General features: G+C 57.6%; 24 protein-coding genes. 7 read left to right on the top strand and 17 right to left on the bottom strand.

Features of this window, described 5'->3' with window-relative positions; genetic code table 11:
• Positions 1 to 59 precede the first annotated feature (59 nt).
• The 10 genes from J7447_RS07020 to J7447_RS06975 all read right to left on the bottom strand — a co-directional run bounded on the left by J7447_RS07020 (position 60) and on the right by J7447_RS06975 (position 10,893).
• Positions 60 to 1,568: an inorganic phosphate transporter gene (locus J7447_RS07020; RefSeq protein ID WP_055653955.1), complete on the bottom strand. Its 1,509-nt coding sequence runs from the start codon at positions 1,566 to 1,568 to the stop codon at positions 60 to 62.
• 32 nt (positions 1,569 to 1,600) lie between these two features.
• Positions 1,601 to 2,086, bottom strand: a complete 486-nt coding sequence (locus J7447_RS07015; protein WP_022999405.1) for an NUDIX hydrolase — start codon at positions 2,084 to 2,086, stop codon at positions 1,601 to 1,603.
• Positions 2,087 to 2,199: 113 nt separating this feature from the next.
• A complete protein-coding gene (locus tag J7447_RS07010) occupies positions 2,200 to 3,090 on the bottom strand; it encodes a nitrilase-related carbon-nitrogen hydrolase (protein ID WP_022999406.1) in 891 nt (296 codons plus the stop codon).
• Between the two features lie 117 nt (positions 3,091 to 3,207).
• On the bottom strand, positions 3,208 to 3,399 hold the full coding sequence (locus J7447_RS07005; protein WP_022999407.1) for a hypothetical protein: 192 nt from the start codon (positions 3,397 to 3,399) through the stop codon (positions 3,208 to 3,210).
• 85 nt (positions 3,400 to 3,484) lie between these two features.
• Positions 3,485 to 5,302, bottom strand: a complete 1,818-nt coding sequence (recJ, locus tag J7447_RS07000) for a single-stranded-DNA-specific exonuclease RecJ (protein WP_209169161.1) — start codon at positions 5,300 to 5,302, stop codon at positions 3,485 to 3,487.
• A gap of 10 nt (positions 5,303 to 5,312) precedes the next feature.
• Entirely contained in the window at positions 5,313 to 6,308 is a 996-nt protein-coding gene (gene glpX, locus J7447_RS06995) for a class II fructose-bisphosphatase (protein WP_022999409.1), read from the bottom strand.
• A 51-nt stretch (positions 6,309 to 6,359) separates the two neighbouring features.
• A complete protein-coding gene (locus J7447_RS06990) occupies positions 6,360 to 7,682 on the bottom strand; it encodes a homoserine dehydrogenase (RefSeq protein ID WP_022999410.1) in 1,323 nt (440 codons plus the stop codon).
• Positions 7,683 to 7,704: 22 nt separating this feature from the next.
• Complete coding sequence (locus tag J7447_RS06985; protein ID WP_022999411.1) at positions 7,705 to 8,922, bottom strand: LL-diaminopimelate aminotransferase; 1,218 nt, start codon at positions 8,920 to 8,922, stop codon at positions 7,705 to 7,707.
• A 342-nt stretch (positions 8,923 to 9,264) separates the two neighbouring features.
• The gene (locus J7447_RS06980) at positions 9,265 to 10,500 is read right to left on the bottom strand and encodes a GGDEF domain-containing protein (protein ID WP_062488910.1); all 1,236 of its coding nucleotides are present in this window, start codon (positions 10,498 to 10,500) and stop codon (positions 9,265 to 9,267) included.
• Between the two features lie 141 nt (positions 10,501 to 10,641).
• A complete protein-coding gene (locus J7447_RS06975; RefSeq protein ID WP_152506738.1) occupies positions 10,642 to 10,893 on the bottom strand; it encodes a hypothetical protein in 252 nt (83 codons plus the stop codon).
• 233 nt (positions 10,894 to 11,126) lie between these two features.
• On the opposite strand from J7447_RS06975, the gene phaC reads away from it, so the two are divergent.
• Together phaC and J7447_RS06965 are read left to right on the top strand one after the other, a co-directional pair.
• Positions 11,127 to 12,932: a class I poly(R)-hydroxyalkanoic acid synthase gene (gene phaC / locus J7447_RS06970; RefSeq protein WP_055653945.1), complete on the top strand. Its 1,806-nt coding sequence runs from the start codon at positions 11,127 to 11,129 to the stop codon at positions 12,930 to 12,932.
• A 117-nt stretch (positions 12,933 to 13,049) separates the two neighbouring features.
• Complete coding sequence (locus J7447_RS06965; protein ID WP_209169160.1) at positions 13,050 to 13,631, top strand: hypothetical protein; 582 nt, start codon at positions 13,050 to 13,052, stop codon at positions 13,629 to 13,631.
• A gap of 29 nt (positions 13,632 to 13,660) precedes the next feature.
• Here the strand turns inward: J7447_RS06965 and J7447_RS06960 are convergent, their stop codons facing one another.
• Positions 13,661 to 15,982, bottom strand: a complete 2,322-nt coding sequence (locus J7447_RS06960; protein ID WP_209169159.1) for an EAL domain-containing protein — start codon at positions 15,980 to 15,982, stop codon at positions 13,661 to 13,663.
• 327 nt (positions 15,983 to 16,309) lie between these two features.
• On the opposite strand from J7447_RS06960, the gene J7447_RS06955 reads away from it, so the two are divergent.
• Positions 16,310 to 16,915 (top strand): DUF6653 family protein, encoded by a 606-nt coding sequence (locus J7447_RS06955; RefSeq protein ID WP_152510960.1) that lies wholly within the window; start codon positions 16,310 to 16,312, stop codon positions 16,913 to 16,915.
• 35 nt (positions 16,916 to 16,950) lie between these two features.
• On the opposite strand, the gene J7447_RS06950 is transcribed toward J7447_RS06955, so the two are convergent.
• Both J7447_RS06950 and speB read right to left on the bottom strand, forming a co-directional pair.
• Positions 16,951 to 17,595 (bottom strand): hypothetical protein, encoded by a 645-nt coding sequence (locus tag J7447_RS06950; RefSeq protein WP_209169158.1) that lies wholly within the window; start codon positions 17,593 to 17,595, stop codon positions 16,951 to 16,953.
• Between the two features lie 18 nt (positions 17,596 to 17,613).
• Positions 17,614 to 18,576: an agmatinase gene (gene speB / locus J7447_RS06945; protein WP_209169157.1), complete on the bottom strand. Its 963-nt coding sequence runs from the start codon at positions 18,574 to 18,576 to the stop codon at positions 17,614 to 17,616.
• A 286-nt stretch (positions 18,577 to 18,862) separates the two neighbouring features.
• On the opposite strand from speB, the gene J7447_RS06940 reads away from it, so the two are divergent.
• The 3 genes from J7447_RS06940 to guaD all read left to right on the top strand — a co-directional run bounded on the left by J7447_RS06940 (position 18,863) and on the right by guaD (position 21,565).
• A complete protein-coding gene (locus J7447_RS06940) occupies positions 18,863 to 19,810 on the top strand; it encodes a cation diffusion facilitator family transporter (protein WP_209169156.1) in 948 nt (315 codons plus the stop codon).
• 91 nt (positions 19,811 to 19,901) lie between these two features.
• Positions 19,902 to 20,087: a hypothetical protein gene (locus J7447_RS06935; protein ID WP_077293015.1), complete on the top strand. Its 186-nt coding sequence runs from the start codon at positions 19,902 to 19,904 to the stop codon at positions 20,085 to 20,087.
• A gap of 182 nt (positions 20,088 to 20,269) precedes the next feature.
• Positions 20,270 to 21,565 carry a guanine deaminase gene (guaD, locus tag J7447_RS06930; RefSeq protein WP_209169387.1) on the top strand — a complete coding sequence of 432 codons (1,296 nt, stop codon included), beginning with the start codon at positions 20,270 to 20,272 and terminating at the stop codon, positions 21,563 to 21,565.
• Positions 21,566 to 21,608: 43 nt separating this feature from the next.
• Here the strand turns inward: guaD and J7447_RS06925 are convergent, their stop codons facing one another.
• The gene (locus tag J7447_RS06925; RefSeq protein ID WP_209169155.1) at positions 21,609 to 22,832 is read right to left on the bottom strand and encodes an MFS transporter; all 1,224 of its coding nucleotides are present in this window, start codon (positions 22,830 to 22,832) and stop codon (positions 21,609 to 21,611) included.
• A gap of 70 nt (positions 22,833 to 22,902) precedes the next feature.
• Between J7447_RS06925 and J7447_RS06920 the strand changes: the two genes are divergently transcribed.
• Positions 22,903 to 23,349 carry a helix-turn-helix domain-containing protein gene (locus tag J7447_RS06920; protein WP_051990147.1) on the top strand — a complete coding sequence of 149 codons (447 nt, stop codon included), beginning with the start codon at positions 22,903 to 22,905 and terminating at the stop codon, positions 23,347 to 23,349.
• 8 nt (positions 23,350 to 23,357) lie between these two features.
• Here J7447_RS06920 and J7447_RS06915 read toward each other — a convergent pair whose 3' ends face one another.
• The 3 genes from J7447_RS06915 to rplM all read right to left on the bottom strand — a co-directional run bounded on the left by J7447_RS06915 (position 23,358) and on the right by rplM (position 25,855).
• The gene (locus J7447_RS06915; protein ID WP_209169154.1) at positions 23,358 to 24,773 is read right to left on the bottom strand and encodes an MATE family efflux transporter; all 1,416 of its coding nucleotides are present in this window, start codon (positions 24,771 to 24,773) and stop codon (positions 23,358 to 23,360) included.
• 135 nt (positions 24,774 to 24,908) lie between these two features.
• On the bottom strand, positions 24,909 to 25,385 hold the full coding sequence (gene rpsI, locus J7447_RS06910; protein ID WP_022999426.1) for a 30S ribosomal protein S9: 477 nt from the start codon (positions 25,383 to 25,385) through the stop codon (positions 24,909 to 24,911).
• A gap of 2 nt (positions 25,386 to 25,387) precedes the next feature.
• Entirely contained in the window at positions 25,388 to 25,855 is a 468-nt protein-coding gene (gene rplM / locus J7447_RS06905) for a 50S ribosomal protein L13 (RefSeq protein ID WP_006935155.1), read from the bottom strand.
• Between the last annotated feature and the right edge of the window lie 105 nt (positions 25,856 to 25,960).

Below are 25,960 nucleotides of genomic sequence, written 5' to 3'. Positions count from 1 at the left end.
AAAATGCGCACTGTGTGCTGCTTGTTATCCGTCAAACTTGTTAGAGCAGAACGGAATTCTCATGAGAGGACAAGCTTGAGCGCCGTGAATAGGCCGGCGGCCAGCAAGGCTGAGGCGGGAACAGTGACAACCCAGGCAGCGATGATGGTGATCAGGCTTGATCGACGCACCAGTAGGCGTCTGCGACGCTCTTCCCTGTTTTTCATCATCTTGCGCGGTTTCATGACCCCGCCTTCCGCAACATACTTGTTGCGATACCATTCCCGGTAAAAACCCACACCGAACAGCGCACCAACCGCGATATGGGTGGACGATACCGGCAGCCCCGCACCAGAAGCCGTCAGCACGGTCGCGGCGGTTGCCAGGGTGATGCAAAAGGCACGTACGGGACTAAGTTTGGTGATCTTCTTGCCGACAACAGTGACAAGCCGTCTGCCGAACAGCAAAAGACCGGCGGAAATCCCGCATGCGCCGACTGCACTCACCCAGATCGGCACTTCGGGATTGAGCGCCCCCAGATACCAAAATACGAGATCCGGAAAATCATTCGATTGGCTGAGAACGATGGCTGCCAGCGGCCCGATGGCGTTTGCAACGTCGTTGGCACCATGGGCAAATGACAGCAAACCTGCCGCGACCATGAGCGGTACTGCAAACAGGTTGCGCAAGGCGCGCGCACTGTTTTCCAGCGTAAGCGTTTGGGCGTGGATTACCCGGCAATAGATCCGCCAGACAACGAAGCCGACGGTGAGCGACAGCACGATGGCGAGCCATTCAGGAACAGAGATGAGCCGGTCGGACGTTTTCAGCAGAATGTAGCCGGTGAAGGTCGCCCCCATGAGGCCCAGCAGTATCGGCAACCAATATCTGGCAGCTTTCAGCCGGTCCGGCGTATAGACGACCCTTGAATTGATAAAGGCCATGATCCCGGCCCCGACAAGACCGCCGAGCACCGGAGACAGAACCCAGGAAGCAGCAATTGTCGAAATGGTTGTCCAGTTGATGGCTGCAAAGCCACTTGCTGCAATCCCGGCGCCGACAACACCGCCAATGATCGAATGGGTGGTCGAAACAGGTGCGCCGATCACGGTCGCGAAATTGATCCACAACGCTGAGGCTGCCATGGCCGTCAGCATTGCCAGCATGAATTCCGAACTGTTTCGGACATCGCTGGGGCTCAGGATATCTCCGGAAACGGTCGAGACGACATCCGCTCCGGCAAGCAATGCGCCCGCGCTTTCGCAAACGGCCGCAATCAGCAAGGCGCCGGTGAGGCTGACGACGCGCGCGCCCACGGCAGGACCGACATTGTTGGCAACGTCGTTGGCGCCGATATTGAGCGCCATGTAGCCGCCAATTGCACTGGCGGCCACAAGGATGAGCATGTTGGAGAAACCGCTGGAAGACACCTGGAATGCGGCAACGCAGGCGCAGATCACCAAGAACACCAGGGCAAGACCCGGTCCGACAAGACGCCGGCCCATAGCCTCCGCCGCCTCACTGACAAAGCTGATCTTGTCGAGATCCTTGTCCAGAGCCTTCTTTTTCAGGTCCTTGTTGGTGAGCACCCGAACACGCCTCGCTATCCCTCAGGAAATGTCTAACAGATTTGCGATTTGTGCTGCCGCAAAAACCGTCTCAACGCCGGCTCTTCGGCGGCCTCGATTGCCTTCGAGAAAGGCAGCCAGACCCTTTTGCGTTGCCCGAGTTCAGGAAAGTCTTTCAACTGTTTTTCAAAACGGATCTTGAAGACAATCACCTTGGTACGGATCTTCAATCCGTCCGCAAGACCCTTGTAGGACCGGAAGCTGCCAATGGCCCGCGGGTCGGCCGTGCCGACAATACCCGCTTCCTCATAGGCTTCGATCAACGCCGTTTCAAACGCGGGCTTGTCCTTTTCAGGCCAGCCTTTCGGCAAGATCAACCGGCCGGTCTCGCGGGTCGAGACCAGGAGAATTTCAGGCTCCGCCTCGCCCGGACGCACGCAAAGAGCCGCGATCTGCAGACGGAGCGGTTTGACAAACAAACCTGCAATACCGTGCAGCCACGATGCATCCCGCGCTGTCAGTGCCTTAGCGAATCCCATCTCCACACCTGTTGTTCTGGAACAGCAGGTGTATAGGGAGTTCCCTTAGGGACGTCTAGAGAAAAGTGCACTCGGTGCGCGCACATTTTTATTACAAATATTACAAGTCCGCTTCAGGCCGCCGAAACGGAAACGTGATCGGCTGTCCAGGCTCCCGGCCAAACTTCCGCCTTGCCGGACTTCAGGTCTCGAAGTTCGTTGAGGGGGACCGAAACGACAAGGAACGGTTCTTCCCCGTTGCTTCCGGAGGTCGCGGCTACCTCTGCGGCAACACCTGTAAAACCGAATTCCTCTTCACACGGCAGATACAGCGCCGCCCCGGAAACGTTGGTGTCGTTCTGCGTTGTGCCCTTTGATGTGCCGACAAGACCGCAAACGGCGACCGCGCACATGAGCTCAACAGCACGTGCCTTGGCACAGCCGAAGACACGGTGATAGCCGGAGAGTTTTTCCGTCATTGAAGGCACGAGCAGAAGATCGAGATCCAGCTTCGCCAGCAGGCTGCTGAGCGCCGGCATTTCGACATCCAGGCAGATCAGGATCGCCATCTTCAATCCGTCGAGCTCGAACGTCTTCAGATCAGCTCCCGGCACCAGATGCCAGATCTCCGGATCCTGCTCAAACGGTGTGAGGCACAATTTGTCCTGACGGATCTCGCGCCCGTCGGCTGTCAGCAGAACGGCTGTGTTGGTGAAACCCGCAGGCGCCTGAACAGGCATCGATCCAGCCAACAGCGACACACCATACCTGGCAGGCAGCGGAGCAAGTATCGCGAGCAAGTCGGTGCCCACGTCCGCCAGGAACGCCATTTCCTGGTCAGGCAGCAGACCTTCGGGTTTGAACGCCAGGCAACATTCCACAAGATATTCAGGAAGCATCAGGAGCTTTGCGCCCTCTCCCGCGGCGCGCTGCATTCCCTCTTCTATCTGTGCAGCAAAAGCTGCCACCGAAGCTGGAGCGCGGCTCAGGTTAAAGGACCAAAGTGCAATGGGATAATCTGTCATGGTGCCCGACGTCTCGATAACTAAGACGCAAGACTTAAAGGCAGCACGCAGAGCGTTTCAAGCCCTTGTCTGTCTTTCGTTCACCTGAACGTGGCTCGTCCGGTATTTCCGGAAGGTTCAATCGATGAACAGTCCGAGAAATGCTACCAGAACCATCAGAAATCCTGTTCCGACAAGGGCTGCTTTCGGCTCTTGCGGCAGGGCGGTGAGTTTTGCTGAACGTCTGACTTCCCGAATCCCTTTCAGGGCCCGGTCCGTACGCCTGTCTATTTCTTCGAAATAGGGCGAAAGCTCATTCTGAGCACGCATGCCTGATCCTCACGATTCCTTCGTGGGTTCAAACCTTATGCCCGGAGACTTAGCGTTTGGTTAATTCACGTTTACCTGCGCCGCATCAAAGGCGGGTTTTCTGCGGATCCGCGACATCAAGGATGCGCAGTTGCACCTTGGGTGTCCCCTGCCAGGTGTCGATTGACAGCGTACCTGCCACATGCAGCGACTGTCCCCGGCCCTGCAAAAGCATCTGACCGTGCGGTTTGTCGTCCGCCTTGAAGCAGATTGCCTTTAACGCAGTGCCGTCACCAGAAGTAATCGAGGCCCGGACATGTCCCTTACCGACCACATCGGCGAAGGAAATCCGGTGGGCGGGAAAGGCAAACACCGGTTCAGCATGACCGGCACCATAGGGCCCCGCCTTTTCCAGCAATTCCAGAAGATCGAGATTTGCGCCCGTTGCCGTCAGCGCGGCATCAATCTTCAGTTCCCGGATCGCACTTGCCGCCTCGACGTCGTCCTTCAGCACATCGTTGAAAAACGCTTCCAGGTCGGCGGTCTTCTCCCGCAGAACCGTAAGCCCTGCCGCCATGGCGTGCCCACCACCCTTTTCGAGCAAACCTTCGTCAACCGCTCTGCGAACGGCCTTGCCAAGGTCAACACCGGGGATGGAGCGCCCGGAACCAGTCCCCTTGCCGGTTTCATCAAAGGCGACCGCAAAGGAAGGCCTGCGGTGAGCTTCCTTGAGCCGAGAGGCAATCAGTCCAACAATCCCGGGGTGCCAATCGTCGGAACCGGTCAGGAGAACCGCCGGATCACGTGCCTGGATCGCCATTGCGGCTTCTGCGCCGGCCTGTTCCAGCATCACTGCTTCCATGGACTGACGTTCGGTATTGAGCTGGTCCAGCCGCTCGGCGATTGCCCGTGCTTCGTGCGGATCTTCCGTCGTCAGAAGGCGCGCGCCCAGTGCAGCGTCGCCAATCCGGCCGCCCGCGTTGATCCGCGGGCCTATCAAGAAACCCAGATGATAAGGCGCCGGCTTTCCGCTCACGCGCGCAGTGTCCGCAAGCGCAGTCAGCCCGTAATTGCGGCGTTGGTGCATCACCGCAAGGCCACGTGTCACATAGGCCCTGTTCAGGCCCTGCAACGGAACGACGTCGCACACGGTACCAAGCGCCACCAGATCGAGCAGCGCCATGAGATCCGGCTCCTGCCTGCCCTGGAAAACCCCGCGGCGTCGCAACTCGCGGTTCAGGCCGACAAGAAACAGGAACGTGACGCCGACAGCTGCCAGATGCCCCTGCCCCGACAGATCATCCTGCCGGTTCGGGTTGACGAGCGCCGCAACCGCCGGAAGCGTTTCGCCAACCTGGTGGTGATCGATGACCACGACGTCGAGATCGAGTTGCCGGGCAGTTTCAAAAGCTTCAAACGACGTGCTGCCGCAGTCGAGCGTCACCAGCAGATCAGCCCCGCCATGGCGAAGATGTTCGATGGCCGGACCGTTCGGTCCGTATCCTTCGATGATCCGATCCGGAATATGGATCACAGGGTCAAGGCCGAGCCACTGCAAGTATTTGGCGAATATCGCCGACGATGTCGCCCCGTCGACATCATAGTCGCCGAAGATCGCAATCTTTCGACCAGCCTGGACGGCATCCGCGACCCTTGCCACGGCGGCGTCCATATCGACCAGACCGGAAGGATCGGGCATCAGCAGCTTGAGTGAAGGTTCCAGGAAGCCGGTTGCCTCGTCGGCCTGGACGCCGCGCGCAGCCATGACACGCGCCAGCACGTCCGGCAGTCCGTGAACCTGCGAAATCGCCATCGCGGTTCGCAGGTCAGCGCCACTCAGGCGTTCGCGCCAGGCGTTGTCGTTTGCGGAACGGGCGACCCCAAGTACGAGCCGCCTTTCGTCTTCCCCGGATTGTCCCAGCATTCAGCCGCGCTTAGTCCAGATGAAACTTCTCAAGATCCGTGTGCTGGGCCTTGATGTAGCGCACCGTCCCAGTGGAGGACCGCATGACAACGGTGTGCGTGGTGATGTGATGACGGCCGAAGCGGACGCCCTGCAGGAAGTTGCCGTCGGTTACACCCGTTGCGGCAAAAAGCACGTCCGGCCCGGCCATTTCTTCAAGCGTGTACTTCTTCTTGATGTCCTCGATGCCCATGCGATGCGCACGCTCGACCTGCTCGTCGCGCGTGATCACAAGACGAGACTGCATCTGGCCACCGATACAACGAAGCGCGGCAGCTGCAAGCACACCTTCCGGGGCCCCGCCGATACCTGCGTAGATATCGATGCCGGTTTCGTCCGGATCGGTCGTGTGAATAACGCCGGCGACGTCACCATCTCCGATCAGGCGGATTGCAGCACCGGTCGCCCGGATTTCTTCAATCAGGCGGGCGTGGCGCGGACGGTCGAGCACGCAGGCGGTGACTTCACTGACCTTGACGCCTTTTTCCTTGGCAACAGCAGCAATATTTTCGGCAATCGGTGCGTCCAGATCGATCAATCCGGCCTTGTAACCCGGCCCGATGGCAATCTTGTCCATATAGCTGTCCGGAGCGTTCAGAAGATCGCCCGCCGGCGCCAATGCGATAACCGCCAGGGAGTTCGGCAGGTTCTTGGCGCAGATGGTCGTGCCTTCCAGCGGGTCGAGAGCGATGTCGACTTTCGGTCCCTGCTTCGTGCCGACGTTTTCACCGATGTAGAGCATCGGAGCTTCGTCGCGCTCCCCCTCACCGATAACCACAGTACCGTCGATAGGCAGGCGGTTCAGTTCGCGCCGCATTGCGTCCACTGCCGCCTGGTCCGCGGCCATTTCGTCGCCGTGACCGCGCAACCGGGCTGCCGACACAGCCGCTCTTTCACTGACGCGGGCCAGCTCGAGCGTCAGAATACGGTCCAGGCCGCTCGACGGTTGTTTATCAGTATTGGACATCAACATCTCCAGTCTCTCCCTCCGCAGGACGCCTCGGCGGGCACTCACTCGTCAGTTCAGTTTTTCAATGCGGATCATCTGAGGCTGTTCGGAAACTACCCCCTTGGACATGATCACGTCCAATGCCTCTTTGATTGCCACTTCAGTCGTTTCATACGTGATGAGGATGACAGGTTGAGGCAGGTCCGCATCAAATTTCACAGGAACGTCCTTATTTGCATGACGTTTCTGGACAATCGATTCCAGTGAAATGCCGGCATCGCCCATGCATCTGGCGATTTCGGCGAAAGCACCCGGCCGATCGAATACGGACAGGCGGATGTAATATCCGCCTTCATGAAGCCGCATGCGGGCACGTTGATAGCTGTTAAGCTCTGCAGCGGGCATGCCAAGGACGGGCGTTTCGTCGCCCCGGGCAATATCGGCGAGATCGGCCACGACGGATGACGCCGTCGCATTGCCGCCGGCACCCGGTCCGACGAGCACGATTTCACCAACGAAGTCACCGTCGACAGCCACAGCATTCAGGACGCCGTCGATCCGAGCAATCGCAGAGGACTTCGGCACCATGGTCGGATGAACACGTTGCTCGATGCCCGTATCAGTGCGTTGGGCAACGCCCAGCAGCTTGATGCGAAAACCGAGTTCGTCCGCAGCCTGAATATCGGCGGTCGTGATCGAGGTGATGCCCTCGACGTAGATGTCGTCGCTCGAGATTTCCGTGCCAAAGGCAAGACTGGTGAGGATGGCAAGTTTGTGGGCGGTGTCATTACCTTCGATGTCGAAGGTCGGATCCGCCTCCGCATAGCCGAGGCGCTGTGCATCCGACAGACAATCCTGAAAGCTGATGCCTTCTGCCTCCATCCGGGTCAGGATGTAATTGCAGGTGCCGTTCAGGATACCGTAGATGCGGCTGATGTCGTTGCTGGCCATGGATTCGCGCAGCGTCTTGACGATCGGAATGCCTCCGGCAACGGCTGCCTCGTAGTTGAGGCAGGCGTCGTTGGCCTCCGCCAGCACTGCCAGCTCAACGCCATGGCGCGCAAGCAGCGCCTTGTTTGCTGTTACGACATGAATGCCACGCGCCAGAGCAGCGCGCACACTTTCCTCAGCGGGGCCGTTGTCGCCGCCGATCAGTTCGACAAAAATATCGACATCTGCCGTCCGGGCCATTTCCACCGGATCGGTGAACCATTCGAATGCCGAGACATCGATGCCCCGATCACGGGTCCGATCACGTGCACTGACCGCTGTCACGGTCACTGCTCGCCCGGTTTTCGTTGCAATCTGTCCGCCGTGTTTTGAAAGGAGCTGCACCACGGCCGCCCCCACGGTGCCAAGGCCAGCGATGCCTACCTTCAATGCGTCTGCCATACGGAAATGAGTCCAGTTCTTATCAACCTTTGGTCCCGAGCGGGATGACGTTGTGCAGCTTTTGATCCGCAGTTTCAAGGAAGCGGCGGATATTTCTGGCTGCCTGACGCAGTCTTTGTTCGTTTTCCACCAGTCCGATGCGGACGTACTCGTCTCCGTGTTCACCGAAACCGATACCTGGTGCGACGGCCACTTCCGCCTTTTCCAGTAGCAGCTTGGAGTATTCCAGACTGCCGAGCGCCCGGAACTTCTCGGGGATCGGTGCCCAGCAGAACATGCTGGCTTCCGGTGCCGGAATATCCCAGCCGGCCCTGCCGAAACTGTCGACCACCACATCGCGGCGCTTCTTGTAGATCTCGCGGGTTTCACGGATGCAGTCATCCGATCCGTTCAAGGCCGCGGTTGCTGCAACCTGAATGGGTGTGAAGGCCCCGTAATCGAGATAGGATTTCACCCGCGACAACGCAGCAATCAGCCGCTCGTTGCCGACAGCAAAGCCCATGCGCCAACCCGGCATGGAGAAGGTCTTCGAAAGTGACGTGAATTCGACGGTGACATCCATGGCACCCGGCACCTGCAGAACCGACGGCGGCGGTGTCGCACCGAAATAGATTTCGGAGTAAGCCAGGTCAGACAGGATGAAGATGTTGTGCTTGCGAGCGAATGCGACCACGTCCTTGTAGAAGTCGAGATCCGCGCAATAAGACGTCGGGTTCGCCGGGTAGCATAGAATGATTGCGATCGGCTTCGGCACGGAATGGATCACCGCGCGTTCAAGCGCATCGAAGAACGCCGGGCCCGGTTCCGCCGGAATGTTGCGGATCGAGGCACCAGCCATCAAGAAGCCGAAGGTGTGAATCGGATAGCTGGGATTGGGGCTCAGAATCACATCCCCGGGTGCGGAGATGGCCTGCGCCATGTTGGCGAAGCCTTCCTTGGAGCCGAGTGTCGCGATCACCTGGGTATCGGGATCCAGTTTCACGCCAAACCGGCGACCGTAATAAGCCGCTTGTGCCTTGCGCAGGCCTCCGATGCCCTTGGATGCGGAATAACGGTGCGTGCGTGGGTCCTGCACGACTTCGGTCAGCTTGTCGACAATGTGCTTCGGTGTCGGCAGGTCAGGGTTGCCCATGCCAAGATCGATAATGTCCGCCCCCGCCGCGCGCGCCTTCGCCTTCAAACGGTTCACCTGTTCGAACACATACGGCGGCAGCCGCTTGATCTTATGGAATTCCTCCATGACGCGAATCCTTGCGAGTTGACAGTATCAGCTGCGCTCCCTTGCCGGGCGCGGCGACGGCGCAGCGGGGCTCTTTTAGCAGTCCGAATAAAAATACGCACCCGTCTTTGCGTCGCTAGCCGACTAAATTTGTAGCGTTTTTTAGAACATGATTGCTTTGGCAGTAGTCCTCGCCTGCCAGAGCTCCACTAACGGCTTAAATGTCCTACAAATCGCGGTGTGCAGGAGCAAAAATCTGGCGAGGAGTGAATGGCAAGGGAGCAGTAAGCGGACCGCCTTCCGGAGCCGGATCCATCAATCCATTGTGCCGGGCGTGTCGCGGCGATCAAAGAAAGGAAGAGGTCAGGCCGCCTTTTTCCGAAGCACGGAAAAACCGGTTCTTTTTGCGTCCTTGATAAGCCGGCCATTGGGCGCAAGATCCATCGTGACGATTTGTGCGCGGCCCTGTTTCTTTGCCCTGTGCAGGCCACCTTCGGCAGCTTCCATCGCACGCTCCAGCGGCGTCGAAACGCTGGCACTCACCAGACCGACGCTCGCTGTCACCATCAGCCGGCCGCCAGACGCTTCCTGACATTCCAGCCCGAAACGCCTGCAGATTCTCTGGGCAGTCAAATGGGCGAGTTCCTTGTTGCCCTCCGGCAGGAACACGGCGAATCCGGCACCGCCCACCCGCCCTGAAATGGCGTTTTCGACCAGGGTATCCTTCAAGATGCGCGCGAATAGCTGCAGGAGCGCATCTCCCATCGCCTGACCGAAACGCTCGTTCACCGATTTGAACTGGTCCATGTCAAACAGGATGAGGCTGTAAATGCCCTTTGGGGAGGAGTTCGAAGCGATCCAGTCCTCCGCATCGTTGAGAAACGCCCGTCGGTTCGGCAGAGCTGTCAGGTCGTCCTGAAGAGCCTGCTCCCTGAAACCGTGCAAGGATCGTTCGATGACCATGGAAGCCGGCAGGACGATCGTCATGATGATCGAAAACAGAACGGTGATCAGGTAGGTGCTCATGAACCCTTCCGTGAACGTCGACTGGAAGGACGGGAACAGCAGTATGTTCTGGTGAAAGGTAAACCACATGAACCCCGCGGTTTCGACCAGCGTTGTCATGCCAAGCATACGTGCTGAATAGAGTTTCTCCCGATTTTCGAAGAACGCCATCCAAACGACCCAGAGACCACTCAGGATCAGCACCGACTGAACATAATTCACCCGGGTGAGGAAGTTGTCCTGAAATTCGGGAAACTGGCATAGAACGAGCCAGGCAAACGCTATCGTTGCGAACACCCAGACATGACCGCTGCGGCCCAGGAACACGGCGAAGCCGCTTCGCCTCAGGCCGGTCCCGAGAATGACCAGGAAATTAGCGGCAACGATACTGAAAAGGTCCGGAATTGTCCCGCGAAATGCAAGGAGAACCGTCCCACAAGCCGCCAGAAACATTCCTGCAGACCACAGGGCGAGGCTTCTCGAACAGGCAACACTCCGCCCGGGCCAGAACATGTAAAAAAGGAACAGGATGACGCTACCGGCAAACTCGGCAATCATAATGCAGGTAAACAGTGTCGGTGTATCGAGCGTCATGAAAACAAAGGCCTTGCGATCAAGGCTTGCAGCCTAGACCGCCAGTCGTAAAGGAAAGATTTAATCCGTATATTTATCAATATTTTATCTTCTTTAGCCACCTCACATCATCCGCATATGTATTGGGCATCGTCCCCTGCGTCACTCAGACGCAAGTGTTTCCAGATAGGCCTGCGTCTCTTGCCTCTCCTTCGGATTGATGAGGCCGGAAGACTCGCCGGGATTGACGATTGCACCATAGCCTTTCGGTGCCGGGACGTTGCCTCTCCCCTGCCCGGGTTCGGTTTTCAGCGCATCAAGCAAGGGTGTCCCTGGCCCGACGGCGCATGCCGACAATCCAAAGGCGAGAAGCAGGCACCCACCCAGTGCCAGCACGTTCCGCATGCAGCTCAACCGATCCTCCACCACTTTGTTTCCTCGTCCATCCGATCGTCACAAATTTCCACTAGCCAGAGGGCCTGAACGTGGATTGAAATCCAATCGACGGAGACGTTACCTTGTGTCATAAATAGCCGATAGTTCAAAATATCGGCGAAAAAATAACAAGATAACGCGATTGAACAACAAGGGCTCACAGGCCTTTCGTGGGCTGAATGGGGCAAGACAACCGGAGGAAATCCCTGCCTATGGCTGATGACCGCGACCATCCCATGTTGCAGTATATCATCAACAACCCGGAAGCCTTTGCACAGAATCTTGCAAAGACGCTCGAGCAGGCAGGCAAGGCACTGGCGGCCTATATCGAGCCCCGGGAACAGGGCAAGATCACCCACGATTCGACCGACGAGCTGACCGGTGTCGTAAAGACCCTCGCTCAGGTTGGCGAATACTGGGCGTCCGATCCGCAGCGCGCCGTCGAGGCCCAGTCGCGCTTGTGGAGTGGCTATATCGATCTCTGGAATTCCTCGCTGAAACGGATGATGGGCGAACCGTCTACACCGGCGATCGAAACGCCGGCACGTGACAAGCGCTTTGCCGATCCGGACTGGGAAAAAAACCAGTTCTTCGATTTCATCAAGCAGCTCTACCTGATCACCAGCAAATGGGCGGAGGACATGGTCCACGACGCCCAGGGACTGGATGAGCACACACGCCACAAGGCCGAATTCTACGTTACCCAGATCGCCAATGCCGTCTCCCCGTCCAATTTCGTGCTTACAAACCCCGAGCTGTTACGTCTGACACTTGAAAGCAACGGCGAAAACCTGGTCAAGGGCATGCGGCACCTGGTCGAGGATCTGAAAACCGGCAAGGGCGAGCTGAAGATCCGCCAGACCGACCCGACAAAATTCAAGCTCGGAGAGAACCTCGGCACCACGCCAGGCAAGGTGATCTCGCAGAATGACGTCTGCCAGGTAATCCAGTATTCGCCATCTACAGACGAGGTCCTGAAGCGTCCCCTGCTGATCGTTCCGCCGTGGATCAACAAGTTCTACATTCTCGACCTCAATCCGGAAAAATCCTTCATCAAGTGGGCGGTCGACCAGGGTCACACGGTGTTTGTCATTTCCTGGGTCAACCCGGACGAACGCCAGGCTCAAAAGAGCTTCGAGCATTATATGAAGGAAGGCATCCTCAATACGCTCGACGTCATCAAGCGGGCAACGCGCCAGGAAGAGGTCAATTCCATCGGTTACTGCGTCGGCGGCACATTGCTGGCGGTCACGCTTGCCTATATGGCAAAGATCGGCGACGACCGCATCAAGACCGCGACCTTCTTCACCACACAGGTCGACTTCACTTTCGCAGGTGACCTGAAGGTATTCGTCGATGAAGAACAGATCTCGGTCCTTGAAAAGAGGATGGCAGAACACGGCTATCTGGACGGCTCCAAGATGTCGTCCGCCTTCAACATGCTGCGCTCCAACGATCTGATCTGGTCCTATGTGGTCAACAATTATCTGAAAGGCCAAGACCCCTTCCCGTTTGACCTGCTCTACTGGAACTCGGATTCCACGCGCATGCCCGCCGCGAACCATTCGTTCTATCTGCGCAACTGTTATCTGGACAACAAGCTGTCCAAGGGCGAAATGGAAATCGCAGGCGAGCACCTGGATCTCTCCAAGGTGACCATTCCGATCTTCAACCTTGCAACGCGTGAAGACCACATCGCACCGCCGAAATCGGTCTTTCTGGGGTCAGGCTGTTTCGGTGGCCCGGTCGATTATGTGCTGGCCGGTTCCGGGCATATTGCCGGTGTGGTCAACCCTCCTGCAAAGAAGAAATACCAGTTCTGGACAGGCGCGGAAGCCAAGGGAACTCTGGAAAACTGGCTCAAGAATGCCGAGGAACACCCTGGTTCCTGGTGGCCTTACTGGGATCAGTGGATCCGTTCGCATGACGACGCCAAGGTCAAGGCTCGCAAACCAGGTGCGAACCGGGTCAAGATCCTTGAAGATGCGCCCGGCTCTTATGTGATGACCAAGGTCTAGTTAACTAGCAGAAGCGCTCCTGCGCGAAGTTCATTTGGTAGTGCGTGCAATGCATAACTAACGACCATAGTCGGTTCTTCAAAATATATAGAAATCCCGACATCAACGAGAACCGCTTTGCCTTTGTTCAAGTTTTTGACCGCGTTTCTAGCAGCTTGGTTGATTTCCGAACCCTCCGAGGCTTGCGTGTCAGGTCGGGGACCAGAACTGCGAAGTGTGCTGCGTTCAGAGTTTGTGTTCAGAGGCGAATTACTTGCGGCTGGGCCAATCATCGCCCTTGAAGACGGTTACTTTGAGCAAACCTTATCGTTCCGGATAACCTATTCTTTTATTGGATCTTTTTCCGAAGGAGACGTCCGAGTCATTGCGTTTCAATATCCGTTCAATCCAAACAAACGCAGCACAGGCCCGGAGTCAGAGATACAAACTGGCGAGGGATACACCGTCGTTCTGGACAAACTTTGGATTCCTAGGTCGATGAATGTGAGTGCTGCAGCTCCATCCTCAGACGACCCAGGTAAGAGTCGAATTGTGCATCGCTGGCATAAATTTCGCTGTGGCGGAGACGGGCTACGTCTTCGAAAGAACTCTCACGATCACGCGAAAGCAATCTGGTCGGTATTCACCGGCAGACGGCATACGCCAGAAATTCGTGCGGACATTCTAACCGAATTTTTGGGCATTAACGGGCGATTTTGACACTCAGATCCTGTAGGCCTTGAAATTTCCTACCCGAAATGTGCGTCCAGAGGCGTCAATGTCATGGCCAGCAGCTTGCCGAACTTGCGGGCGGCCATCGGGCGACCGAAATGATAGCCCTGGACGACTTCACAACGGCAGCTGGCAAGAAAGGCCTGCTGCTTTGCGGTTTCCACGCCCTCAGCCACGACACAGAGCCCAAGTTCCCGCCCGAGGGAAATGATGGCTTTTGCGATACACCGGTCGCTTTCGTCGAAATCCAGATCACTGATGAAGCTGCGGTCGATCTTGAGCCTTGTCAGCGGAAAGCTTTTCAGCGCGGCGAGACTTGAATACCCGGTGCCGAAATCATCTATGGCGAGCTTCACGCCCAGCCGGCGGAAATCGTCCATCAGTCCAACGGCCTGATCTGCATTCTTGATCAACAGGCTTTCGGTCAGCTCCAGTTCAAGGTAGGTCGCGGCAAGTCCGGTTTCCTCGAGTGCATCGCGAACATCCGAAATCAAACCGTCGTCCCGGAACTGGCGGGCGGAAACATTGACGCCAACCGTAATCGGCATCAGGCCGCTTTCCTGCCATTCCTTGTTCTGCCGGCAGGCTTCGCGTGTCACCCATCTGCCCAGAGGCACGATCAGGCCACTTTCTTCCGCCAGGGTGATGAACTCGCCCGGCATCATGCGACCAAGTGCCGGATGTTGCCAGCGCACCAGCGCTTCCGCACCTACGATACGGCCGCTAACCAGATTGTATTGCGGCTGGTATTCCAGGAAAAACTCGCCGTTCTCGATGCCGGTCCGCATTTCCTCCAGAAGTGTCAGCTTGTTGACCGAACGTTCCGGACGGGTCTGCTCGTAGACCTTGAAGCTGTCACGTCCTGCGGACTTTGCTTCGAACATCGCCTTGTCGGCATTCCGTAAAAGCTGTGCCGCACTGTCTGCATCCTGCGGGTAACAGGCAGCACCAATGCTGCAGGTAACATGGAACGACAGGTCATCGATCTGGATCGTTTTGGTGATCTCGTCCCGCAGCCTTGCCATGAATTCGTTGAGGGCGGCTTTCTCTGCCGTGTCACGGTCGACAATCAGGACAAATTCGTCGCCCCCGAAACGGATGGCCTGATGTGCACCGTCGTGGACGGCCATGATCCGTTCCGCGACAATCATCAGCACCTGGTCGCCTATCGCATGTCCGAAGCTGTCGTTGACGAACTTGAAATTATCGAGATCGACAAAAACGACGGCAACAGGCACGCCGGTCCTGTCACTTTCGGACACCTTTTCTTCCAGCTTGGTCTTGAACTCCTGCCGATTGGGCAAGCCTGTCAGAACGTCGTGATTGGCCAGATAACGGATCTTGCGTTCGGCTCGGTCACGCTCGACCGCTACGGACGCAAGCCGGGCGGCTTCCAGTGCAAGCTTCAGCTCGTGATCCGTCGGGCTGCGCGTTGACTTGGTGTAGAGCCCAAACGTGCCCAGAACCTTGCTGTCCTTGCCGAAAAACGGCACCGACCAGCAGGACCGCAATTCGAAAGGAGCAACAAGGTCGCGTACATCCTCCCACAGTCGGTCCTTCTGGATATCTTCGACGATGACACTCTCGCGGCGGAACACAGCGGTTCCGCATGAACCCATTTTCGGGCTCACGGGTATGCCATCGGTGATGTCCAGGTAGTCTTGCGGCAGGTTGGGACCGACAGTCGCCAGAAGATGCTCGCCTGTGTCATCCACAAGCATGATCGACCCCATAACTCCATCGAGCTGGTCTTCAATGGTCAACACGAGTGTCGTCAACACCTCGTTCAAGGGACTGCCCGCGGCAATTTCCTGAAGGACCTTGTTCTGCCCCTGCTGCAGCAGTAACGCCCGTTTGCGCTCGGTGATGTCCCGCGAGAGGCCAACAATGCCGACGACTTCACCCTTGCTGTTTGTGACCGGGTACTTGGACGAAGAGAACCATTTCCGCTTGCCGTTCGCCAGAATTGACGGCTCCTCGAAATCGATACGCGGAATATTCGAGGCCATTATCTCCTGTTCGATGGCATGGAACTTGGACCCGGTCTCCTCCGGATGCAGCTCCAGATCGGTCTTGCCGATCAATTGCGAAGCGTCATCGAGACCGACATCAAGCGCGACCTGCAAGTTCGCCATGACAAAGCGCGAGCTGCGGTCCTTCACATAGAGATAATCGGAAACCTCGTTAAGCAGTGTATGAAGCCAGTCGCCGCTGAGGCGAAGTTCGTCACTTCTTGACAGCTTCGTGATGTGGTTAAGCCGATCCAGCTCGGAGGCCAGGGACGAGACTATTTCGCTATTCTCCGCGTCCCCTTCATCCTGGCTTGTTTGTAAGACCATGCTCCAGTCCAATTGATTGGATTTATCACTCTCAAGTATTTGGCCATCTTTGCCGATTTCAAACTAAAAAACAATGAACTGAACAGAATGCAGGCCTTTTTACTCATTAGCGATTTGTTATTCATCAATCGAACTAGCCCATCCGGGCAAGCGCATTGAAACTACACCAAAATCTCTAGGAGAGATCGATTCAAATACTTAGTGATACCTGGCCCTGGCCTAGGTATTTTTCACGATCTTTACTGTTGCTTGCGACAGAATGTTGTTTGCCAAGTCCCCATTTCGCCGGGTAAGATTGCCGGATATCCGAAAGGCCGGCTTCAGCATATGCAAACCACGCAACGTCACCCGAGCCCCCTTGCCCGTCCGGCATTGAAAGATGCCAACGGCCTGAGAGCTCCCGTTCTTCTGCCCAAAGCAGCGACCGGCAAGCCAGCGCCTGCCCTGGCAACTTTCATGAAGATACTCGCACCTGGCATGTTGACCGGTGCCTTGTGGACGCAAGCCTGGCTTGGTGTCTGGGGCGCACTTCTGCTCGCTTTTGCGGTTCTGGCGGGCGTGATTGCAGTCCCCAGGCTTGTCGGTGAGACCGGCAAGGCCACCAGTTGGGCCAAACGAGTGAGCTTTGGAGAAAAGATCTGGCTCAACAGATTGTTCCTCCCCGTTCCCGCCACCGACAGTGCCCGGATAACAACGCTTTATCTCGTTTTCTGGATGGGTGGGCTGATTGCGTTGCTCGGCGGCTTCCTGTCATCGCCAATCCTGTCACTGACAGGTCTGGCCGTTGCGTATGCGGCCCAATTCGTCAGCTTCGGCAAGTTGATCCAGCTTTACCAGACCATGAAGGACAAAACCCCGCTCTACCGGTTCTGGACTGCTGTTCCGCACAACGACAACCTTCCCGGGAAGGCAGCGCGCAGCAAACACGGCTGATTTCCTTTGAGTGTCTCCCTGAAGCGGGTCGCTGTTCAGTCAGCTGTGCTCAACTCCAGACTCACGATGGCGACCAGACCAAGTGCGGCAAGCGCAACTTGCTGCTCCTGAACCGCGATCTTGCTGCGCAAATCCGGCTCGTGAATGTCGAGCACCCAATCCCTGCCCGTCACGAATCTCTTCAAACCTGACAGCAAACCGGCTTTCTTGCCCTCTGCCTGATCCCGATGTTTGCGGACCAGCGTCCCCGCTGGATTACCGTCTGCCAACAGCAACAGAGCTTCCGTGTCGCCACCAAGCATCGTGCGGACAGCTTGTTTGGCGACACTGTCAGGATTGGCAAGGCTGAACTGAACATTGCCTCCTGGGACTTCCAGTTGCCAGCCCTGCTTCAAAGATCCCCGTCCCCCGATTTGTCCGATGCTGACGTCGGCACCGGTCCTCAGTTCCCAGCTGCCAGTACCGGACCTGGATCTGCACTCGAGTGCCCAGGCAGTCTGTGAGCCGATGCGGATGCTTGTGACGCCTCTCATGTGTGGCTTGTCCAGTTCGAACACCATGGCAGGTGCTTCCTCCAGACTTTGCCCGGCGCCAAACACCTTGAACTGCCTGGCGACACCGGGCGGCAGCGGCATGCTGCCCGGCGTTTTGACAAATCGGAAGCTGAGGATCGTTTCCATGTTGCCCCTGTTCTGGCCTCAGCCTTCCTGTTTGCGCTTTTCAGCAAGCAGGCAAATGTAGGTCAGCGCGACGCTAGCGCCGGCAATCGAGGTGATATCGGCATGGTCATAAGCCGGTGCGACTTCGACAACATCACCACCGACGAAGTTCAATGACCCCAGCCCACGCAGGATCGACAATGCCTCGCGAGAGGACAGGCCGCCGGAAACAGGCGTACCGGTACCGGGAGCAAACGCCGGATCAAGGCAATCGATGTCGAATGTCATATAGGCCGGGCCATTGCCCACCCGGGCCTTGATCCTGTCGATCACACCGCCGATACCCAATTCGTCCATCTCATAGCCATGAATGATTTCCAGCCCGCAAGTTTCTGGGGCATGGGTACGGATGCCGATCTGGATCGAACGGTCCGGGTCGACAAGGCCTTCTCGCACGGCGCGTCCGGTGAAAGTGCCGTGGTCGATCCGGTCGCCTTCATCGTTCCAGGTGTCCTGATGGGCATCGAATTGCACCAGAGCGAGCGGACCATGTTTGGCCACATGCGCCTTGAGAAGCGGATAGGTGACGAAATGATCGCCACCGATGGAAAACAGATGCGCTCCGGAAGCCAGAATATCAGAGGCCTGAGACTGGATGTGTCCGGGAATATCGGCGTTGCGGCCATAGTCGAAAACACAGTCGCCGTAGTCCACGCAGGCAAGAACCTCGAAAGGGTCCATTTCGAACGGATATTGCGGGTCGCCGTCGAAAATGGCGGATGCGCGGCGCACCCCCTGAGGACCGAACCGAGCCCCCGGACGATTGGAAACAGACGCATCAAACGGGATGCCCCAAACCGCCAGGTCAATCCCGGTCAGATCGCGACTATAGCGGCGACGCATGAAGGACAGCGCGCCTGCATAGGTCGGTTCATGCGAACCGCCCTTGACCGATTTACCCAGAAATGCGTTGTCGGTTTCCCGCGGCAATTCTGCTGACATGACAATATCCTTGAAGTCTGGTGTGGCAGGATTTTTGCGCCGCTCCGGATCAAGCGGCACGGACTGCCGGGTGTGTCATTTACCGGACACCCGAGGACGGTATTTCAGGTTTTACCAGTGATGGATCGTCCCGCCAATCCCAGGCCGCAAGGTCCGCTACGGAGTGTTGAGCCAGCACTTGTCCCCCGTGTCTTTGGTGCTGTTCCGGTTCCGCTTCTTGTCAACCGTGGGGATATGTCGAAAGATCGGGTCGCCCACCTCTCCGTGCAAAGGAAGGATCACAGCCATGAGCGACAGCGGCCATCACGACCATGCCGACGGCAGTGTGCACGGCCATTCTCACGACCATGATCATGGTCAAGGGCATGACCATGATCACACCCCTGAAGTGACGGACAAGAACGCGCGCGCTGTTGCATGGGCAGGTCTTTTGATCGCTGCCTTCATGTTTGCGGAGCTGATCGGTGGCTGGCTTTCAGGTTCTCTGGCTCTGATGGCGGACGCCGTCCACATGGTTACGGATGCCGCATCACTGGGCTTGGCCTGGTGGGCCTTTCAGCAATCCAAGAAACCTGCAGATGCCCGGCTGACATATGGCCGCGACCGGTTGCCGGTGCTGATTGCCTTCGCCAATTCCATATTCCTGCTGGTCGTGACAGGCTGGATCTGCGTGGAAGCTGCCGGGCGTTTCATGGAGCCGGAGACCGTGCTTGCAGGTCCGATGTTCATCATTGCCGTTATCGGCCTTCTGGTGAATATCGGCGCCTTTTTCATTCTGCAGCGTGGCGGAGACGGATCGCTCAACATGCGCTCTGCGATCCTGCACGTGCTCGGCGATCTTCTCGGCTCCGTTGCGGCCATCGCGGCCGCTATCGTCATCTATTTCACGGGTTGGTATCCGATTGACCCGATCCTGTCGGTTTTCGTCGCTGTGCTGATTGTTCGTTCTGCGGTCGCCGTGATGCGCCAGTCCGCGCATATCCTGCTGGAAGGTGCACCGGCAGACATCGACAGGGACACCCTGAAAACCGATCTGCTGAATGAAGTCCCTGGCCTCGCCGACGTTTATCACATCCATCTCTGGTCGCTGGCCGAAGGCAAGGTGAATGCCACCATGCATGCCATCTTGAAACCGGAAGACAGTCCGGATGCCGTTTTGCAGCAGATCCGCGAGCGGTTGAAGACAAGGCATGGCATCGGCCACGTGACGATCGAGGTAACTGAAGGCTCCTGAGTTTCTGAGCCCCCCCCCGATCATTGCCGCTCTTTTGAAGTCCCCGATTGTTTACGCGAGATTATCTCTTGCCGGTTAGCCTGAAGTCAGGATGGCTGGCTATGACAGAAATTCGGCGCAGGACCCGGCACCAACGGCCTGGAACGCCAGAAACGAAAACACCGCACCTCCGGAAGGTGCGGCCACCATTTTCACGTTTTATGCCTGCCTTGCCATTCTCGCCACACTGGCAGCCCTGGGTGGAGCGCTATTTTCCCTGACAGGATCCGGGCAATAAAGTCGGCTTGCCTCACACACATTTTTTGTCCTCAGGATTGTTTCCCGTCTTTCTCCGGATTTCGCGGCGATCCACGGGATACCAACACGGAACCGTTGTCGCCTTGCGCCCTCAGGACTAAAACGTGGAACAAACCGGCAATTGCCGGTCCATCTCCATGAGGAATTCCTGCCGTGGCAGACATGACCCCGAAGATCCTGCGCGGCAGGCTGCTTTCTTTTTCCGCCGCCCCCAATGGGCCGGATGACACGGACGCCTACAGCTATATCGAGGACGGTGCGCTTCTGCTTCGTGGCGGCAAGATTGCTGCTTGCGGCGAGTTTGCGGACGTTGCTGCCTCCGCCGATGAAGGAACGGCCATCATCGATCATCGGCCACATCTGATCCTGCCCGGCTTCATTGACACCCATATACATTTCCCCCAAGCACAGGTGATTGCGTCCTGGGCGGATCAACTGCTGGACTGGCTGAACGACTACACGTTCCCGGCAGAAATGAAGTTTGCGGACAAGGCTCATGGGGAACGGATCGCCAAGGCCTTTTATGACGCGCTTGTTGCCCATGGCACCACCACGGCCTCCGCCTATTGTTCCAGCCATCCCGCCTCGGTCGACGCCTATTTCGAGGAGGCGGAACGGCGCGGCATGTTGATGCTGGGTGGCAAGACGATGATGGACCGGAACGCGCCTGCCGACCTTTGCGACACTGCTCAAAGCGCCTATGACAACAGCAAGGCTTTGCTGAAAAAATGGAATGGACGCGGACGGGCACATTATGTCGTCACCCCGCGCTTTGCAATCACGTCGACACCCGGGCAGCTTGAAGCTGCCGGAACTTTGTTGGGGGAATATCCGGACTGCCATTTGCAGACCCACATCAACGAAAACCACAACGAAATCGCCTACACGCTGGAGCTCTACCCGGAAGCGGCGGACTATCTTGGCGTTTACGAAGGGTTTGGCCTGCTCGGCCGAAAGACCTTGCTCGGTCACTGCATACATATGAACGACCGGGAACTTGGCGTCATGCGGGAAACCGGCTCCGTTGCCGTTTTCTGCCCGACGTCAAACCTGTTCCTTGGCAGCGGTCTCTTCAACAAGGCCGGGTTGGAGCAGGCTGGCGTTCGCACGGCCATCGCCACCGACGTTGGCGGCGGCACCAACTATTCGATGCTGCGCACGCTCGATGAAGGCTACAAGGTTCTGCAGCTCCAGCGTCAGCGGCTGCATCCGCTTGCCTGTTTCCACTGGATAACGCTTGGCAATGCCGAAGCGCTTTCACTGCAAGACAGGATCGGCACCCTGGAGCCGGGCACGGATGCAGATCTTGTCGTGCTCGATGCACGCGCGACCCAACCGATGGCCTTGCGGATGGAGACTGCCGAAAGTCTCTCGGAAGAACTTTTCGTGCTGCAAACCCTTGGCGACGATCGTGCAGTCGTTGAAACCTACGCTGCAGGACAGGCCTTGAAGTCCTGACACTTTGCCGGGGCAAGCCTACATGCCCCGGCTTATGGCCGCCTCAGCCTGCGTGCCTTGCCCGGAACGGGCGAAACAGCAACAAGCTGAATCCGGCAGCGGAAAACAGGAACAGCGCCAGCGCCGTTCCACGGTAGACGGCGGCAAAACCGAAGTCCTGAATGGGCATGGTCAGGAGTAGCGGCGAGACGACCTGGCCCAGAAACATCGCCGTTGTCACGATGCCCGAAACACTACCACGGCGTTCTTCCGGAGCCACTTGCAAGGCGAGCAGCAAGAACGACGGTTGAACCATCGAATAGCCCGCTCCGACCAGAGCGGCACCGCCGAGGATGAGAGGCCAGAGGGCGTCTATCGAAAGAACGGCGAATCCCAGCCCCATCAACACAAAGCCGATGCCGAAAGACGCAGACAGGCCGACAAGGGAGCTGATCCTCTTGTAGGCAATCGCAACCAGGCCTCCGGTCAGTGTCAATGCACCTAGCCCCATTGCCGTTCCAGAAGCGCTATCGATGCCGTTTTCATCCAGATAATACGGCAACTGGCTGGGCATCAGGAAAAAGAACATGACGGTGACCATGGTCAACAGGCCAACTGCCAGTGCGGGAACAAGCCATCCCTTTTGCGGGGCAAGGTCTGCATTTGCGGCTGTGTTGGCCGCACTCTCGCGGCGAGTGTTTCTTTCCTGTTGCAGGATCGGCAGCAACAGCGGCACCAGCAGAACAGGCAACAAATAGACCAGGAACGGCAAACGTGGAGACAGGCCTGCAAGCCAGCCGGCAAAGCCGATGAACAGGAAGCCACTGAAATTGATCGCCGCCGTCTGCCATCCCATGAAAGCACTTCGGCGCTGACCGGAAAACAGGTCCCCAACCAGCGCAACCTGCGCAGTCATCGTCATGGCGACCGCAACACCCAGCAAAAGACGACTCACCAGGATCGACTGCAGGTCTGGCAGGTAGGCTCCAGCGCTACCGGCAAAGGCAAACAGAAGAACACCAGCCAGCAGTAGCGGACCTCTTCCGAACCTGTCTGCCGCCAGCCCGGCGAACGGTGCGATCAGAACAACGGACAGCGACGGCGCCGCGACCAGGAAGCGGGTCAGATAGGCCGCCGCGGGTTCATCCGGAAAGCTTGCCTCGAGCGCGGGAAGCGCCGGGCTGATGGTCGCATTCGCCATGATTTTCAAGGTTGCCGTCATCAGCAGCGCGATTGCTGCCGTTTCCAGCCAGAGCGGTCGACCTGTTGATCGAGGTTGAGAAGACATAATGGATTTTCCTTGCCTTTTGAAAGCCAGGAGCACAGCCTACAAATTCAAGTCGACTTGAGGTCAATAGATGAAATTAATGGATATTTCCGAAGTATCGAAGCAAACAGGCATCGCTGCATCGGCCATTCGCCACTACGAGGAAAAGGGTTTGATCACGTCCGTCGGTCGCCGGGGGCTGAAGCGCCTGTTCGGACCGGAGGTGCTGGACCAGCTTGCCCTGATCACGCTTGGCAAGACGGGCGGCTTTTCGCTGGAAGAGATCAAGTCAATGTTCGGCTCCGACGGCCGCCCCGCCCTCTCACGGCCAGGCCTTCACATGAGAGCAGATGAACTCGACAGGCAAATCCACACGCTGGAAGCACTTCGCGACATGATCCGTCACGTCGCCGACTGTCCTGCACCGTCACACATGGAATGCCCGAAGTTCCAGCAGCTGATCCGTATCAGTGGCCGCAGAAGCCGAAGTGAGCGCGTCACCCACAAGTTGCCTCCGGTCAAACCGGGTCGAATGTGATTGTCCTGCTACCTTCTTGAAAAGAACAGGATGACCTGACGCGCCTGACGCTGAAAGAGCCCCGGTTCTCTCGGTTTCTCATGATGCTGTTCGACGGAGCGAATGACACCACGCACGATGAGGATGGCAGCGACACCGAACAAGACGCCTCCGGCTGCCTGACCGATCAGGACACCTGGCGCTCCATACAGCGCTCCGCCGATCCAGACGAAGGGAATCGTACCAACCGTGTGCCGTCCCCAGTTGAGCATGGTTGAATAGAACGGCCGACCCAGATTGTTGAAGCAGGCGTTCGCAACAAAGATGGCACCGTTGAAAAAGAAGGCCAGCGCCAAGGGACCGCAGAAAAGGAAAATCAGGGTCAGGGCAACGCCTTCGGCTTCGAACAGATGCGCGATCGGTTCACGGAGCATGAATAGAACCAGCGCGGCCAGGCCGACCACAAGTGCCGTAAACAGAAGCGCTTCGCGCAACGTGTCACGCACCCGGTCGAACCGTCCCGCCCCATAGTTCTGCCCCACGATGGGTCCCACGGCTCCAGACAACGCAAAGATGGTTGCAAAGGCGAGAGGCGACATTCTCGCGACAACCGCCATGCCGGCCACGGCCTCTTCACCGAATTCGGCCATTGACCGGGTAACCCAGGCCTGCCCCACCGGTGTTGCGAGTTGGGTGAGAATTGCTGGACAGGCAATCGCGGCAATTGGCGACATGTCCCTGAAAAGGGCCTTCGGGCGCGGCAAACTCAGGCCACCGTGGTAGCGGAAGATCGGTAACAGCGCGAACACGGCAATGGCGACGCGGGACGCTGCGCTGGCTATTGCTGCCCCTGTCAGTTCCAGGTCGAAGCCGAAGATCAAAATCGGATCAAGCACTGCATTCACCAGCCCGCCGACAATGGTCGACATCATCGCCCACCGGGCATCGCCATGCGCTCTCAGAACAGCTCCGCCTGCCATGCCCAGCAATAAAAGAGGCAACGTCGGAACGATGATTGCCAGGTAATGAACCGCGAGATCATGGGTTCGACCGGTTGCGCCGATCAACGTGACAAGCGGCCCCAGCGAAACCCAGACGGCCAGTGCAAAGACCGCGCTGAAAAGGAAACCCGCTGTAAGAGCATTTGAAGCCTGTTGCCGTGCCTCCTCTTTGTCCCCTGCCCCCAGTGCCCTGGCCACCAGCGCACCGGCGGCAATGGCAACACCAATGTTGAACGAGGTGGTGAAGAAAAGGATCGCACCGGCATATCCGACTGCCGCCGCCAGTTCCGCCTTGCCCAGCATGGAAATGAAGATCATGTCGACAAAATCGACAGCAAAGATCGCCATCAGACCGATAGACGCGGTCAGGGACATCACGGTCACATGGCGAAACAGACTTCCAGACAGAAATTTTGCCTGGGTTGCAGATGCGTGATCTTTCACATTCGAACTCAGCGGATTGTCCTCGTCATGCGTGGCTGCAAACGTGCCAAAGCCCTAGCAGGCATTGATGCCAACAAAAAACCCGCCGGATCGCTCCGGCGGGTTTTTCGAACTGGTAACTTCCAGATCCAGCGATTAACGCTTGGAGAACTGGAACGACCGGCGTGCCTTGCGCTTACCGAACTTCTTACGTTCAACAACGCGGCTGTCGCGGGTCAGGAAGCCGTTCTTCTTCAGAACCGCACGCAGTTCCGGCTCATAGTGGGTCAGAGCCTTGGACAGGCCGTGACGCACAGCGCCAGCCTGACCGGAAAGACCACCACCGGTAACCGTTGCGATAACGTCGTACTGGCCTGCACGGTCGGTCAGCATGATCGGCTGCTGAAGGATCATCTGAAGAACCGGGCGAGCGAAATACTCGGTGTAGTCCTTCTTGTTGATCACGATCTTGCCGGTGCCCGGCTTGATCCAGACGCGGGCAATAGCATCTTTACGCTTGCCGGTTGCATATGCACGGCCATTGGCGTCCAGCTTCTGGACATGGACCGGAGCTTCGGGGGCAGCGGTTTCGACCGCACCGCCCAGTTCTTCCAGGGATTGCAGCTCAGCCATCGTTAAGCCCTCTTGCCATCATTCTTTGCGTTGAGGCCCTTGACGTCGACGAGTTCCGGCGACTGAGCTTCATGCGGGTGGGTCGGACCAGCGTAGACCTTGAGGTTCTTCAGCTGCTTGTTGGACAGAGGACCGCCCGGCATCATGCGCTGAACGGCTTTTTCCAGGACGCGCTCCGGGAAACGACCTTCGAGGATTGCACGTGCTGTGCGCTCCTTGATGCCGCCCGGGTGGCCGGTGTGCCAGTAGTACTTCTTGTTGTCGTACTTGCGGCCGGTGAACACAACCTTGTCGGCATTGATGACGATGACGTTGTCACCGGTGTCAATGTGAGGCGTGAAGGTCGGCAGATGCTTGCCACGCAGGTGATTGGCGATGAATGCGGCGAGACGGCCGACAACCATTCCTTCTGCGTCGATCAAGATCCACTTTTTCTCGACCTCAGCCGGCTTGGCAGAGAAGGTCTTCATGAGATTGATCCGTACTGGTCGGTTAAAGAAAAGGCCCGCGCGGCCTGTATCAAGCCAGCGAACGGACCGAAATTTCGTTCGGAGGCGCTTATACGCTCACCCAGA

The sequence above is a fragment of the Labrenzia sp. R5_0 genome, assembly GCF_017743835.1.
Lineage (GTDB): Bacteria > Pseudomonadota > Alphaproteobacteria > Rhizobiales > Stappiaceae > Roseibium > Roseibium algicola.
This window is presented reverse-complemented; position numbering and strand designations above follow the sequence as displayed.

Excerpts from the sequence above, each read along its gene's own strand:
- J7447_RS07015 (WP_022999405.1), bottom strand. The coding sequence starts at position 2,086 with ATGGGATTCGCTAAGGCACTGACAGCGCGGGATGCATCGTGGCTGCAC.
- J7447_RS07010 (WP_022999406.1), bottom strand. The coding sequence starts at position 3,090 with ATGACAGATTATCCCATTGCACTTTGGTCCTTTAACCTGAGCCGCGCT.
- J7447_RS07005 (WP_022999407.1), bottom strand. The coding sequence starts at position 3,399 with ATGCGTGCTCAGAATGAGCTTTCGCCCTATTTCGAAGAAATAGACAGG.
- recJ (WP_209169161.1), bottom strand. The coding sequence starts at position 5,302 with ATGCTGGGACAATCCGGGGAAGACGAAAGGCGGCTCGTACTTGGGGTC.
- glpX (WP_022999409.1), bottom strand. The coding sequence starts at position 6,308 with ATGTCCAATACTGATAAACAACCGTCGAGCGGCCTGGACCGTATTCTG.
- J7447_RS06990 (WP_022999410.1), bottom strand. The coding sequence starts at position 7,682 with ATGGCAGACGCATTGAAGGTAGGCATCGCTGGCCTTGGCACCGTGGGG.
- J7447_RS06985 (WP_022999411.1), bottom strand. The coding sequence starts at position 8,922 with ATGGAGGAATTCCATAAGATCAAGCGGCTGCCGCCGTATGTGTTCGAA.
- J7447_RS06980 (WP_062488910.1), bottom strand. The coding sequence starts at position 10,500 with ATGACGCTCGATACACCGACACTGTTTACCTGCATTATGATTGCCGAG.
- phaC (WP_055653945.1), top strand. The coding sequence starts at position 11,127 with ATGGCTGATGACCGCGACCATCCCATGTTGCAGTATATCATCAACAAC.
- J7447_RS06960 (WP_209169159.1), bottom strand. The coding sequence starts at position 15,982 with ATGGTCTTACAAACAAGCCAGGATGAAGGGGACGCGGAGAATAGCGAA.
- J7447_RS06955 (WP_152510960.1), top strand. The coding sequence starts at position 16,310 with ATGCAAACCACGCAACGTCACCCGAGCCCCCTTGCCCGTCCGGCATTG.
- J7447_RS06950 (WP_209169158.1), bottom strand. The coding sequence starts at position 17,595 with ATGGAAACGATCCTCAGCTTCCGATTTGTCAAAACGCCGGGCAGCATG.
- speB (WP_209169157.1), bottom strand. The coding sequence starts at position 18,576 with ATGTCAGCAGAATTGCCGCGGGAAACCGACAACGCATTTCTGGGTAAA.
- J7447_RS06940 (WP_209169156.1), top strand. The coding sequence starts at position 18,863 with ATGAGCGACAGCGGCCATCACGACCATGCCGACGGCAGTGTGCACGGC.
- J7447_RS06935 (WP_077293015.1), top strand. The coding sequence starts at position 19,902 with ATGGCTGGCTATGACAGAAATTCGGCGCAGGACCCGGCACCAACGGCC.
- guaD (WP_209169387.1), top strand. The coding sequence starts at position 20,270 with ATGACCCCGAAGATCCTGCGCGGCAGGCTGCTTTCTTTTTCCGCCGCC.
- J7447_RS06925 (WP_209169155.1), bottom strand. The coding sequence starts at position 22,832 with ATGTCTTCTCAACCTCGATCAACAGGTCGACCGCTCTGGCTGGAAACG.
- J7447_RS06920 (WP_051990147.1), top strand. The coding sequence starts at position 22,903 with ATGAAATTAATGGATATTTCCGAAGTATCGAAGCAAACAGGCATCGCT.
- rpsI (WP_022999426.1), bottom strand. The coding sequence starts at position 25,385 with ATGGCTGAGCTGCAATCCCTGGAAGAACTGGGCGGTGCGGTCGAAACC.
- rplM (WP_006935155.1), bottom strand. The coding sequence starts at position 25,855 with ATGAAGACCTTCTCTGCCAAGCCGGCTGAGGTCGAGAAAAAGTGGATC.